General features: G+C 56.2%; 5 protein-coding genes and 2 pseudogenes. 3 read left to right on the plus strand and 4 right to left on the minus strand.

The genetic code is table 11. The annotated features are described in order from the left end of the window. The first annotated feature begins 5 nt into the window (after window positions 1-5). Window positions 6-1,226, plus strand: coding sequence for an MFS transporter (locus HDE78_RS00170; protein WP_179476511.1), 1,221 nt, complete (start codon window positions 6-8; stop codon window positions 1,224-1,226). Window positions 1,227-2,100: 874 nt separating this feature from the next. Here the strand turns inward: HDE78_RS00170 and HDE78_RS00175 are convergent. Then, window positions 2,101-2,372: pseudogene (locus HDE78_RS00175) on the minus strand (integrase core domain-containing protein); the annotation flags it as partial. A gap of 186 nt (window positions 2,373-2,558) precedes the next feature. Beyond that, complete coding sequence (locus HDE78_RS00180; protein ID WP_255457587.1) at window positions 2,559-3,572, minus strand: acetylserotonin O-methyltransferase; 1,014 nt, start codon at window positions 3,570-3,572, stop codon at window positions 2,559-2,561. A gap of 715 nt (window positions 3,573-4,287) precedes the next feature. Here HDE78_RS00180 and HDE78_RS00185 point away from each other — a divergent pair. Then, window positions 4,288-4,658 (plus strand): annotated as a pseudogene (locus HDE78_RS00185) (IS3 family transposase); the annotation flags it as partial. Window positions 4,659-5,893: 1,235 nt separating this feature from the next. On the opposite strand, the gene HDE78_RS00190 reads toward HDE78_RS00185, so the two are convergent. Continuing rightward, on the minus strand, window positions 5,894-6,931 hold the full coding sequence (locus tag HDE78_RS00190) for a cytochrome c peroxidase (RefSeq protein ID WP_179476514.1): 1,038 nt from the start codon (window positions 6,929-6,931) through the stop codon (window positions 5,894-5,896). 73 nt (window positions 6,932-7,004) lie between these two features. After that, a complete protein-coding gene (locus tag HDE78_RS20775) occupies window positions 7,005-7,520 on the minus strand; it encodes a hypothetical protein (RefSeq protein WP_218861879.1) in 516 nt (171 codons plus the stop codon). Window positions 7,521-7,795: 275 nt separating this feature from the next. Here HDE78_RS20775 and HDE78_RS00200 point away from each other — a divergent pair, with 275 nt between their 5' ends. Further along, entirely contained in the window at window positions 7,796-13,972 is a 6,177-nt protein-coding gene (locus tag HDE78_RS00200; protein WP_179476515.1) for an IPT/TIG domain-containing protein, read from the plus strand. Window positions 13,973-14,019 lie beyond the last annotated feature (47 nt).

Genomic DNA, 14,019 nt, shown 5'->3' on the forward strand with positions numbered 1-14,019 from the left:
ACTAGATGGAAACGGAATATGTTGAGCGGCTAGAGCCAGGAGTAACGACGACATTATTGCCAGGGTGGATTACCTTGCTACTGGCGATTGCCTGCGGAATGATCGTCGCCAGCCTCTATTATGTACAACCGTTGATTGGCCCCATCAGCGCTGCCTTGGGTCTGTCCCCACAGTCAGCGGGATTAATCGTCACGATGACCCAAATAGGTTATGGGGTAAGCCTGATTCTTGTGGTGCCGCTGGCTGACATTGTTGAAAATCGAAGCCTGATCGTCATGGCTTTAATTGCCAGTACATGTGCCTTGTTCATTGCCGGCATCTCGCAGCACGCGCCGATCTTTCTATTTGCTATGTTCTTTATCGGGTTGACTGCAGTCGCAGCGCAGATCGTCATGCCTTACGCCTCACATCTTGTCGCGCCGGCCGCGCGTGGTCACGCGCTCGGAAAAGTGGTTAGCGGCCTTATGCTAGGCATTATGCTATCGCGTCCCGCGGCAAGCTTCCTGACCCATCTCGGCTCATGGCGCACGGTTTTCTTGCTGGCGGCTATTGGCATGGCGGTTCTGGCTGGTGTGCTGATGCTTTTTCTGCCAGCGCGGCGCCCAGAGCCCAGCTTGACGTACGGCGCATTGCTCAGATCGATGCTACGGCTTTTTATCCAGACGCCGCTGTTACGACGACGCGCTTTCTATCACGCGTGCCTGTTCGGCGCCTTCAGCTTATTCTGGACGACTATTCCACTATTGTTGGCCGGCCCGGAATTTGGATTGTCGCAAGCTGGCATTGCGTGGTTTGCATTGGCTGGTGTTGCCGGTGCGATTGCAGCGCCGATTGCGGGAAAGTTTGCCGACAAGGGGCTGAGTCGACTGCTTACGGGTTTTGCGATCTTGCTTGTGGCGCTCTCATTCTTGATGACGTATGGAAAGGGCCATTTTTCGACCCGGCTAGCAATGTTCGTAGCGGCCGCCATCGTGCTCGATTTTGGGGTATCGATGAATTTTGTGGTTGGCCAGCGGGCAATCTTCGCTTTGGCCCCAGAATACCGAGGCCGTCTCAATGGCATATATATCGCCTTTTTTTTTATGGGTGGTGCCACGGGCTCTGCCGTCGGCGCGTGGACTTTCACGCAGTCTGGTTGGCTGTTTACTTCATGGATCGGATTTGCGCTGCCAGTGCTGGCGTTACTTTATTACTTCACTGAGCACCGGGTGCTCATCAGACCCTAGGTGCCGGACTCGACCAGCTGAAAGCAGTAGGTAACCTGTTCTTCGGTAAATCGTGACTTCTTCATTGCTCCTCCTTTGAGCCTTCTGGGTCTGGAATGACGCGACCGTAACTCTACTTTTTTTAGTCGTGTCGAAAAAGCGAGTCAAAGTTAATCTCTAGGAGATGAAGAACTCCTACCTAAGTAGCCGATGTCCGCCTGCCGATGGGCGTCAGCGAAGCGACGCTCTAAAAAGTACGCGAATATGGGTGCAGCTGAACTGCAGCAGCTGCAAGAGAGAACAGCCGTCTCAAGCGATTGGTCGAAGACCTGACCTTTGGCAAGCAGATCCTGTATGAGGTGATTCAAAAAAATGTGAGGCCAATCTGCCTTCAAAATGTCGCTCGATGGATCTACGAGCGGTTGCAGGTGAGCACGCGACGCGCTTGTGGGCTGGCCCATATGCGGCCCGCAAATGAGTAGCACTCGTCCGTTCCCTGTGACAGAGTGTTGAACACCGAGCAATGGCAGGTGCCGCGGCTGATAGAGCAACGTAGCAAACCGTCCATGCCCCTCCATCGGCATGACGAGCGTGCTTGATCGTAGCCAACCTGGGTGGATAATCCCCCTAGCTTGCTGCTGGGTGTCAAGATTGCCATGAAACAAAGCCTGCGCCGAAAGCGACCGGGAACCCGAAGATATTTCCAACACTAAGCGCACGGGAGTCCATAATTGGACACTTTGTGGGCTCGACCGGGTACAACTGCATGAGCCGTATCAAATGCTTCCAAGCGTCGACTCGGAGATGCTATAAGGAGACAGGCCTTTGCCGAGGGGACATTTTGAGGTGGCCCGGCTTTTTCGGACACGTGAATTAAGCACTCATCGACAACAGCGGGCACTAGATAGCCGAGTGTTGATGTAGACGTTTGCGATTGTAGAAGCCTTCGATGTAGCTGACGATGGCGACTCTCGCGGCGTCGCGTATCGCGAAGACCTCACCATGGACGAGTTCGTTCTTCAGCGAGGAGAAAAAGCTTTCTGCGCAAGCGTTATCGTAGCAGTCGCCGTGACGGCTCATGCTAGGTAGCAGCCCATCGGCGGCCATCAAGCGACGGTAGTTGGCTGAGCTATAAAGCGCGCCCCGATCCGTGTGGTGAATCAGTCCCGCCGCAGGTTTGCAATGTGTGATCGCCATGCGCATGGCTACCTCTGATGCAGGACGTTCGCCAGCATCAGCAGCCTGACCGCTTCGCGCTTGAACTCTGCGGTGAACCGTTGACGCTTGACCATCTGACACCTCCCGGGGGATTGTCCCCATTCAAAGGGGTCCGTCAAATCCGGGCCATCTCATTTACTCATACGGACGTCCTTCAACGATCGATTCCCGACCGATAGACGTCACACACGTTAATGTAAAACCCGCTGCTTTGAATATACGCCGGTAATCTTCCTCGGTCCGCTCTCGTCCTGTAAGCATAACCAGCATATTTATATCCATCCAACGCGAGGGATCCGCTTGGCCAGGCTGTTTCAGTACGGACTCAATAACCAAAAGTCGTCCGTGGCGAACAATCGCTTTGCGGCAGTTACTCAAAATTCGCACTGATTCATCGTCGTCCCAGTCGTGCAGAATGCGTTTATATATATACGCATCCCCACCTTTGGGAACTGATACGAACATATCGGAGCAGACTACTTCAATCCTAGATGGTAGATCTTCTGACTTAACCCTCTCCACAACAGAAGGTAAGTCGCATAACACTCCCTTTGACCGCGTGTTCTTTTTCAAGATGCCGCGCAGAAACGCCCCCGACCCGCCGCCCACGTCCACTATCTTCTCGAATATGGAGAAATCGTAGGCGTCGAGGGCCGACTGCAAGCTAATCTTGCTGCCACCTTCCATGGCGATATGGAAGATCGCAGCTGCAGATGGGTTTTTCTCAAGGTAGTCAAACAAGCCCTCGCCATAGATCCTGTCGAAGGCGGGCTTCCCAGTTTTGACCGTCTCTAGCAGGTTGCCCCAAGGTTCCCAGAAAAAAGATTGCCCATAGAGCAAAGCCATACCTCGTATAGATTGTGAATGGCCGGACCGTAGATAGTCGCCACGTTCAGTAAGAGAATAATGCCCGCTACTATTCTCGAATAACAAGTCTAACGAGGAGAGAAAGCTTAGCAGCCTACCCAGTGCATCCGCGCTAACTTCACAATCTATGGCTAGTTCATTAGAACTCTTTTCACCATTTGATAAAAAATCAAATATTTCAAGGCAAGACGCAACATAAATAGCCTGGCTAGCCATAAATCCCCATATCATCTGAATCAACTCAGGAAGTGGAGATGTCTTCGATCCTACATCTGGCGGCATCACATTGATTCCAGCAAGTAATGAAATTCAAGAATCGTCATTCCGTACGTTTTTAATCGAACAACAAAACTTTACAAATGGTAAAACTGAAAGGTTTTTCAATAGTTCTTCTTCGTGAAAAGATACTCCACAATGATCTGACCACTACTAGGCTGGTCATCAATTGGCCTCCGGTATACGCAGAACACTCACTTTATAAAGACGCTCGGTTTAGAGATGCCTATAGGCTTCCAGTAAGAAATTGCTATCACGTGACGTGCGTTTATGAGTGCCAAAACTTAAATAACGATCGTTACGTGAGATTAGATGACGATCGTTACTTAGTCAACGGCCGACTAGGATTCATGAATTGAAGTCGAAGGCCTATGCTAAACGCCTGCGAATACTTGCAATCGAGTGGCGGGGTTATCTGACGCTGAGCGTGCCTGAAAATAACCCATCGCGCTGGCGACCGCGCAATGCTCGGTCATTTGCATGATCGTCGACTACGACACGAACCAACGGTTGGTCTCGGTCACGATCCCCGAACGTAGACTGTGCGTTGCGAAGTCAACCTTGAGTCCTGCGAGGCGGGTTCGTAGCTACACGATCTAGGCAGGCGACAGCGCCCGACCGACATAACCTTCGACCTTCGAAAAATAGCGAACCACGCCTCCTATACACTGGCTGGATCGAGAATGGGCTTGTCAGGTGGGCGATGCGTGATCGGGCGGATACAGACCTGGTCTTGCGAGGCGCTGCTTTCTGCGGTCTGGCGGCGCCAGCCTAAACTTCGTGTCCTGATTCACTCGGACTAAGGTTCGGTTTTATACCAGCGATGATTGGCAGAGCTTCCGGAAGGCGCATGGTCTTGTGTCCAGCACGAGCCGTCGAGGCAACGTCCACGGCAACGGGCCCGTGGAAAGCTTCTTTGGCCTGCTCAAGCGCAAGCGGATCAGACGGCAGATTTATCCGACCAAAGAGGCTTCACGGGCTGACGTGTTCGACGACATCGAGATGTTTTACAGCCCCAAACGTCGCCACAGTTCAAATGGCGACCTGTCGCCTGTCGAGTTAGAACGGCGCTACGCGCAAATCAGCGACTGAGTGTCTACAAAACTCTGGTCGGTCCAAAATTACCTGCCCTATGACGGTCAACTTTTCTGTCAATGGCAGTTGCAGCAATCAGGTACGAGCTTTAGCGGGCAGGAGCAGCCCAATGCATCGAGCTATGTCACGGCGTGTACCCCGGGGACCGCGAATTGCCAGGGCTTTTCCATTCCACACGGTTCGGGCAAATGCCCCATCCATGTCATCCCGCCGACATCGCCGCCGTTGAAGACCTGCTAAGTGTGCGATCAGACTCATCGACAGTGCGCGGCGGTCACGGGCGGTTATGTGCAAAAGTCTCATTCAGTAGATGGCAAGCGCGCTGACTTTGTATCGTTGACTAGAGACATTTCGTTAGACGGGACTTCGAGGATTGACGCTTAATGTCGTTGATCGACCATCGCGATGTGTTTACCCTCTCCTCCGCGGGGGAGGGGGATTTAGCAATCGATCCGATAAGCCGCTGTTATCGCAGGTGGCTGTGAGATTCCGTCAGCTGCCTGGCTATTAAAGCCGCCAACATGATCGAAAAGACCGCGAAGGCAACGAAGGACGTGTTTGAGGACAAGTCGTCTACTGGTGAGTGACGTCGCACCAAGCACCATAGCGCCTCGTCCCAGATCACGAGGACTGAACCCGCTTGTTGTCCTAGATCGGCCACCAACCAGGCGAGGCGCCCGCTCAAACGAGGTAGGGAGCGGATGGCTTCAATGGGATAACTTGGACGGCAGTCGGCGGGAAAACGCCGGTGTCGTCGAGGGGGTCGAGGCATTCCGGAAAGGTGCATATCGTTGTCGCCCTGGTGAGCTGGACTGATTTTGAAGTGGGCCCGTCGCATCGGCTGAGAGTATGGCGGTTAAGCTACGCCCTTCGTCACCTCGTTTTGAGCCTATGCTCCCTATCGAACGCACCCGGCAATGCGTTTCCTCCATCGACCTCGGTTGTGTGCAACTGGTCATCGTCGGAAAAGATGCTTACCTGACCGACCCAACCTGAGTGGCCTGCTGGAAAGCGTTAACCGCTGGCAATTGTTCCGGTCTGTATGTGCTGCAAGCGTTGGAAGCCCTCGCGGGTTCGGCGATAGGCTTCACCGAGCAGTTCGCGCAGCTGAATGAGTAGCTCCCCGGCAGATTGTGACTACAGCGACGCCGCTGATTCAAAGATCATCTTCGCCAAATCCTGATGGCTTCTTCGGTGGAGATGCAACGAGCAAAGAATGCTCGGCGGCCCTTTTATAATGCTTCAAGAAAGGCCTTCAACTCCTGCTTCTCCATTACGCTCAGATTGAGGGGATGGCCCGATTGCAGGCTCCGGTAATAAACCTCTCGGTCGATCGCCTCATCCAGCGTCGGCACGCTACCGTCGTGCATATAAGGTGCCGTTGACACCACGTTGCGCAGTGAAGGTGTACGAAACAGACCGATATCGCCGGGATTTAATGTGACGTTGAAGCGACCAAGCTGTGCTTCGTCAACGTGCGTGGCAACACGACGGCCGATATCGGCATCGCGCAACGAACGTTCAATCACCGCCTGTGTCAACGCCGGCAGATTTTGCTCTACAGCGCTAGGCTCTGCACTGGTGCGATGATAGGCGTTGTCAGTCAGCGAGACAGGTGTTCCATCCAGCCGATGGCATTCGGCACATTGCGCTTTACCCGAAAAAAGGATTAACCCCTGTTTCGCTAGAGCGCTAAGCGCGGAGGGATCGTGCGTCACCTGATAGCGATCAAAGGCGCTCGCGCGCTGGTTCAGAGAACGGACATAGGCGGATAAGGCCGCGGCAATGTGCGCTGATGTGATAAATGGCGCGGCATCCGGGAAGCTACTCGAAAATGCAGCACGGTAGCCCGCGTCATTGACGAGTTTGCCCACCGCTACGGTGTTGTCATGGAGCCCCATTTCGACAGGATTGGTCAGTGGATCCAGCACGGCCTGTTCTAACGCCGCACGTCGGCCATCCCAAAAGAACGACGTCGTCGTCGACGCACCGATGGCAGCCAGACTTGGCGTATTGCGAGTACCGATTCGTCCATTGATGCCTATCGCTACGCGTCGACCGTCAGTAAATGCTTTTTCGAGAATATGGCACGAAGCGCAGCGTACGTTGCCATCAGCACTGAGGTGCGGATCGTTAAACAGTTTTTGCCCCAGCGCGACGAGCGAATTCGGGGAGGAGGTAGTTAATTTTCGTTGCGCCGCCCACCAGCCACCCCCAATGACCAATACAAACAGAACGAGCCATGGACCGAGCGCGCGTGGAGTGATCATGAACGACGTAAGTAGTCTTCGTTGGCAGGTTCTGATGATTCGCCAATGACGATGTGGCCGGACATCCCCTGCGTTAAAACGCAACGAACCGAATCGTCGCGCCGGTGGGTTTGAGCGCGCCTTGAACGACCTTTTCCTGGGATGCCTCGCTCACCACCAAGACGACGATCCCTCTGAGTGCATCCGCTTTCAGCTGCTTGGACAACGCGGTGATGAAAGCGCTGGTTTGCTGAGCGCTGGGTCCGCCTATGATCAGTAATCCGCCGGGTATCAGAATAGGGCCGACCGCATGGCTGATCGAATCGGATTCTTCTTGACGACGCGTGTCGGCCTGCGGGCTGTCTCCGCCTGGAATCACGTAAATATAAGGGTGCATGCTGACGTCTTTCACATGGATATGGCCTTGCGCGGCGAGATAATTTCCCCACGTCGTGTCATCGGCTGAGATAGCCGGCTTGGTCGGGGACGCTGCAGCACTCGCCGCAGGGGGTGTGGCAAGCGAGCTGTCCGCCGCTTGATGATTGCAACTGGCCACGGCTAGGCCGAGCAAACAAGCCCACGTACCCGCAAGTAATCCTGATCGATTCATAAGTTCCTTCTAAGCGCTAGGTTAGTGCGAGGGGATGTCGTCCACCAGTGTGACGTTTTATGGAACTCACAGCCAAAAACAAAAGTTGCTTAACCTTATTCGAAGTATCACCGCATGGAAATACTGTCGAACTTGCTCTAGAGCTTTTTGCGCTTGTCAACGCGCAGGAAACTGTGCTTTGCTACAGGTAGGGAAAAGAGGACATTTCCCTCTAGGGAGTACCACGTCGACAATCCGATCAATCCTTCTGAGGATTGGTTGAAGGGAGTGTGCGTATGGAATCGCAGGACGAGCGATCAGCGGTTGTCGAAGATATCGCCTTGATGTCTTTGCCCGCGAAAAGGAAATATCCGCTACGCGGGTGGGTTTCTGCGCGCGTCGTCATACGCCTGCTGCTGTGGAGCCTTTTTTTGTTGTGTCTGGGCGTGACTGAGGCGCAAGTCACCGGCGCTAGTCCAGCCAATACTTATGTTTATGACGCCAATGGGCGTCTCGTGGCTATCACCAAGAGCGATGGCACCAGCACGCCCTACATTTACGACACTCTAGGCAACTTGGTACGGATCGGCAGCGTACTCTCGGCGGGGCAACTTGCTGTATTCACCTTCAGTCCTGCGCATGGCAACGTCGGTACCCCGGTCACCATTCAGGGACAGGGGTTCAGTAGCACGCTGGCTAATGACAGCGTGAGCTTCAACGGCAGCACAACTAGCGTGATGTCGGCAACGGCCACGCAGTTGGTTACCAGTGTTCCGGTCGGTGCCAGTAGCGGTCCGATCACGGTCACCGTGGGTGGCCAAACGGCAACAAGCGCCACGTCGTTCGTGGTGGATAGCACCGGGTTGCCGCCGAGCATTGCGCAAGTCACCCCGCTTTTTTCGGCGGTTGGTGGAACTGTGACAGTGGCCGGTACGCATCTATATCCGGTGCCAGGAAATACGACCATGCTTGCAGGTGGGCTTGGCGTGACCTTGTCGTCAGCGACCGACGCTCAGCTGCAATTCGTCCTACCCAATAACGCTGTCAGCGGTCATGTGGTGGTGCAAACGCCTTACGGTCAGGCGACGAGTGCGCTCCCTATCGTCATTCTGCCCACTGGTCTTAATGCAACCAATGTGGTCAGCAGCGGCAATGCCGCGCTCAACGGATCGCCTGTTGCACTGAGCATCGGTGCATCGGGCCAGACCGGCGCGGTGACCTTCGATGGTACCGCTGGCAGTTGGCTAAGCTTGCAGGCAAGTGCCATTACCACGACCGGCAGCATCAATTACACGATCTATGCCCCGGGAAATGTAGTGATCCAACAGGGCAACCTATCGTCCGGATCACCAACGATCCATCTGCCGCAGCTGAAGGGCGGTACCTACCTCGCCACTTTTACGCCCAATGGCGCGGGAGCGCAGTTATCCGTAGGCGTAGAAACCAATACAACATTAAGCACCGGTGTTTCTGCCACCGTAGTCACCTCGGTGCAAGGGCAGAGCAAGCGTGTGCTGTTCCAGGCCGTCGCCAATCAGCTGCTCACCTTTGAGGTGATTAGCACCACGACGACACCGGCAAGCCATGCAGTGACGTACACCGTCTATACGCCCACCGGGGCAAGTTACACGAGCAGTACAACTACGGGCGGCCCAATCTCTCTGGGTGCCATGCCGACCACCAGCACGGGAACTTATCAGGTCATCATTGCACCTGGGAGCGGCGTGATCGGTACGGTGCAGGTTGAAGTGGTGCCGGGTGCTGGTGGCGTACTGTCGAGCACGAATACGTCGCAAAATTATGCGGCAACTTTCGCCAATCAGAATGTCTATTTGTCATTCACGGCGAATCAAGACGCTACCCTGGACCTGACCTTGACCGGTCTGGCGATCACCGGATCCAGCCTCACGTCGGCGTCAGTTGACGTTTACGATCCCTCCGGCGCGCTTGTCACCTACACGACCTGCTACACGACCAGCCCGGGAAACAGTTGTCGGCTTACGTTGTGGAATTTGGCCGCCGGGACGTATTCGGTGGTGGTTTCCCCGCCATCGACAAATAGCATCATTAGCTTTCATGCCGCGCTCGGACCCGATGCCGCCGGGCCGGCACTGACCGCCAGCACCGCGACGACCGTGACTTTGGGCTCGGGACAGACGGAGCGCCTCACGTTCAATGCGAACGCCGGTGACACGGTGGCCCTGAATCTGGCCAATGTAAGCACGACGCCGGCCGGCCAAACGCTATTCGTTTATGTGTACCGCCCGGACGCGGGCGTGCTCACCGCGGGTAATTATTACTCATACGTCAGCACGGCCAGCTCTGGCACATCGCTGAATCTACCGAACCTGCCGGTAAGCGGCGCCTACACGGTGAGGATCTACACTGATTACGCCGAGCCGGGCTCAGCGCAAGTGACTTTGATACCGGGGGTGACGGGTACTCTGCCCATCAACGATACGTCGAAAAATTACGCATCGGCCGTCAATCAGAACGCGTATCTGTCATTTACGGCCACCTCTGGCGCTAATCTGGAATTGACTTTGACCGGCCTGACGATTACTGGGACCAGCACCGGTCCTGCGGCAGTCAACGTATACAATGCTGCTGGCAGCAATGTCGCGTCGACAAGCTGCTATGCCAATAATCCCGGAGGCAGCTGCCGACTGCCGCTTTGGAATCTGGCAAGTGGGACGTATTCAGTCATCGTGTCGCCACCAGGCACCAACAGCACGATGGCTTTCAATGCGCTGCTCGAGGCCGATGTGACCGGTTCGGCGCTGATTGCCAATACGCCGACTGCCATCAGTCTGGGGGCGGGCCAGGTGGAACGCCTGACGTTCAGCGCGAACGCGGGTGATACGGTGGCTCTGAATCTGTCGGGTGTAGGCACGACGCCGTCGGGTCAGACCGTGTATGCCTACGTCTACCGTCCCGACAACGGCCGAATCGTTTCCGGCAGTTCTCCTTACGCTTACGTCACGAGTTCCGGTCCAAGCAGCACGGTGAATCTGCCCAAGCTGCCGGTGAGCGGAAACTACACAGTGATGGTGTACACCACCTATGGTAATCCCGCTTCGGCGCAGCTGACCCTCTTGTCCGGCGTTGCCGGGACACTGTCCAGCAATGGCTCATCGCAAAATTACGCCAGCAGTGCGGTGAACCAGAACGTCTATCTGTCCTTTACCGCCAATCAGGGTGACACCCTCGACCTGACGTTGGCCGGTTTGGCGATTTCGGGATCCTCCGCGAATTCAGCGTACGTGAACGTGACCAACGCTGCCGGAACGAATATCGTTTCGACGACCTGTTTTACGAGTAATCCAGGTAACGATTGCAGGCTTACGTTGTGGAATCTGACCGCGGGCACCTATTCGGTGGTGGTGTCGCCTCCGAATGCGAGCAGCACGATCAGCTTCAGCACGTTGCTCGAACCCGAAGTGGCTGGCCCAGCTTTGACGGTCGGGTCGCCAACGGCAGTTAGCTTGGGAACGGGACAGATAGAGCGCTTGACCTTCAGCGCAAATGCCGGCGACACGGTTGCTCTGAGTTTGTCAGGGGTCAGTACGACGCCGACAGGTCAAACGATCTATGCCAATGTGTACCGTCCAGACACGGGTGTGGTCACGTCGAGCAATACCTACGCGACCACAAACAGCAGTGGCTCGAGCGCCACGTTGAACCTGCCGAACCTGCCGGCAAGCGGAACCTATATCGTGAGGCTCTACACCGTCTACGGCGAGCCTGGTTCCGCGCAATTGACGCTAGAGTCCGATGTGTCCGCCGCCCCCCCTGTGTATGGCACTCCTACGCTGCCGGATAACGGCGTTCAACAAAGCGAGGCCGGTGCGGCGGCGGGGCAAAATGTCATGATGAGCTTCAACGCTAATCAGGGCGATACCCTAACATTGACCTTGACCGGACTCGCGATAACGGGATCCACTTCGACGTCGGCCGCGGTCAACGTATACGGTCCTTCGGGCACGAATGTCGCTTCGACCACGTGTTATACGAGTAACCCCGGGAATAGCTGCCGGCTTCCGTTATGGAACCTGACGGCCGGCACTTACTCGGTAACGGTATCGTCGCCCAACGCAAGCAGTACCATCAGTTTCAACGCGATGCTTGGCCCCGATGTGGTCGGCCCCGCTCTAGTAACCAATACCCCGACGACGGTCACCTTGGGGGTGGGGCAGACAGAGCGCCTGACATTCAACGCCACCGCCGGCAGTACGGTGGCCCTAAATCTGTCCAACGTGAGTACCACGCCGACAGGACAGGCCGTCTTTGTCTATGTCTATCGCCCGGATACGGGCACGATTACGGCCACCAATGCCTATACGTCGACTAACGTAAGCGGAGGTTCGAGCGGTACCCTGAATCTGTCGAACCTCCCGGCAAGCGGCACCTATACCGTAAAGGTCTATACATCCTACGGCGAGCCGGGTTCCGTGCAGCTGACGCTGGTATCGGGCGTGACAGGTGCGCTGTCGGCTACCAGCACGAACTACGCCACCGCAGTCGCCAATCAGACCGTCAATCTGTCGTTCGCAGCCAGCGAAGGCAACAATCTCGAATTAGCCGTGACCGGACTGGCCTTCACCGGCTCGGGCGCAACGGCGGTTTCGGTGAACGTGTATAACGGTGTCGGCACCAACGTGGGTTCCACGAGCTGCTACACCAATAATCCGGGCGACAGCTGCCGGCTTCCGCTCTACGCCCTGGCGGCAGGAACGTATGAGGTGGTGATAGCGCCGCCGGGCGGAAGCGGTACGATGAGTTTCAACGCCCAATTGTCACCCGATGTCGTCGGCACGGCGCTCACAGCCAGTACTCCGGCCACCGTGAACCTGGGTTCGGGACAAGTGGAGCGTCTGACCTTCAGCGCGAACGCGGGCGATACTGTGTTCCTGAAATTGTCGAACCAGAGCACGAGCCCAGCGGGCCAGGTTGTGGAGGCCGACGTGTTTCGTCCGGATGCGGGCGCGATCAATGCGAGCACTCCGTTCTACACCACGCTCTACAGCAACGGCTCGGACATGCTGCTGAATCTGCCAAACTTGCCCGTCAGCGGCAATTATCTCGTGAGGATCTACACCGTTTATGGCGAGCCGGGTTCGGCGCAACTGACCCTGGCGCCCGGCATGACCGGGACGCTGACGACCAACGGCGGGGCGCAAAGTTATGCCAACGCGCTGAACGGCCAGAACGTCTATCTGTCCTTTGCCGCCAATCCAGGCAATAACCTAGAGCTGACGTTCAACAACATCAGCGGCTCGTTCACCTCTGACGTATACAACGCCGCTGGAAGTTCGGTGGCGAGCGCCTCGTGTTCGGCATCGAACCCGGGAGCGAGTTGTACGCAGTCCTTGTACAACCTTCCGGGTGGAACCTATTCGGTAGTGTTGACGCCCGGTGGCAGCACGGGCCTGATCGGCTTCCAAGCCTTGCTTCAGTCCGATACGTTGGGACCGAACATGACGTTCAACGCGCCAACATCCGTTGCCCTTGGAGCTGGTCAGGTGGAGCGCCTGACGTTCAACGCGAACGCGGGCGATGCAGTGACCCTGAATATGTCGGGCGCAAGCACGACGCCAGCAGGGCAGTACCTTTACGCGTACATTTATCGCCCGGATGTCGGCGCGATCACCTCGAGCAGTTCCTACTATGCCTATTTCGAGAGCACCGGCTCGAACAACGCCCTGAATCTGCCCAGCCTGCCAGTAAGCGGTAGCTACCTGGTAAGGGTGTATACGGGCTATGGCGAGCCGGCCTCGGCCCAGCTGGGTTTACTGGCAGCGGCGACAGGGACCCTGCTTACGACCGGTACATCGCATAGCTACGCCACGACGACCGCTGGTCAAAACGTCACCCTGTCGTTCGCGACCAATCAAAGCGCCAATCTAGAGTTGACCCTTAATGGGCTGACGATCGCAGGATCGAGCGCGACGTCCGTGACAGCCGATGTGTACGACGTTAACGGGAACTATGTGGCCTCGACGATGTGCAACGTGGACGATCCGGGAAGCGGTTGCCGACTCCCGTTATGGAACTTGCCAGGAGGTAATGACTCGGTCGTGGTGTATTCGCCGAGTGCGGGCAGCACGATGAGCTTCAACGCGATTCTCGAATCCGACGCCACGGGGCCGGCACTGGCGGCGAACACACCAACGACGGTCGCTTTGGGCGCCGGGCAGGTGCAGCGTTTGACCTTCAGCGCGAACGCGGGCGCAGCAGTCGCGTTGAACTTGTCCGGCGTCAACCTTCCGGCGGGACAGTTTGTGTATGTCGACGTATATCGTCCAGACACAGGGGCGATCACGCCGACAAACTACTACGCGTCCGCCGACGTCAGCGGGTCGGGCACGGTGCTGAATTTATCAAACCTGCCGGCCACGGGCGTTTACACCCTACTGGTCTACACCGGTTATGGGCAGCCCGGCGGCGCGCAGCTGACACTCGTTCCGCAGTAAGCGTGTTAGGCGAAACATACCATTTTGGTCAGAACGTGTTGACCAAC

It is taken from the genome of Rhodanobacter sp. K2T2 (genome assembly GCF_013408815.1).
Classification (GTDB): domain Bacteria; phylum Pseudomonadota; class Gammaproteobacteria; order Xanthomonadales; family Rhodanobacteraceae; genus Rhodanobacter.

Bases quoted from the DNA above. Each gene is read 5' to 3' on its own strand.
- HDE78_RS00170 (WP_179476511.1), top strand. From the start codon at position 6: ATGGAAACGGAATATGTTGAGCGGCTAGAGCCAGGAGTAACGACGACA.
- HDE78_RS00180 (WP_255457587.1), bottom strand. From the start codon at position 3,572: ATGCCGCCAGATGTAGGATCGAAGACATCTCCACTTCCTGAGTTGATT.
- HDE78_RS00190 (WP_179476514.1), bottom strand. From the start codon at position 6,931: ATGATCACTCCACGCGCGCTCGGTCCATGGCTCGTTCTGTTTGTATTG.
- HDE78_RS20775 (WP_218861879.1), bottom strand. From the start codon at position 7,520: ATGAATCGATCAGGATTACTTGCGGGTACGTGGGCTTGTTTGCTCGGC.
- HDE78_RS00200 (WP_179476515.1), top strand. From the start codon at position 7,796: ATGGAATCGCAGGACGAGCGATCAGCGGTTGTCGAAGATATCGCCTTG.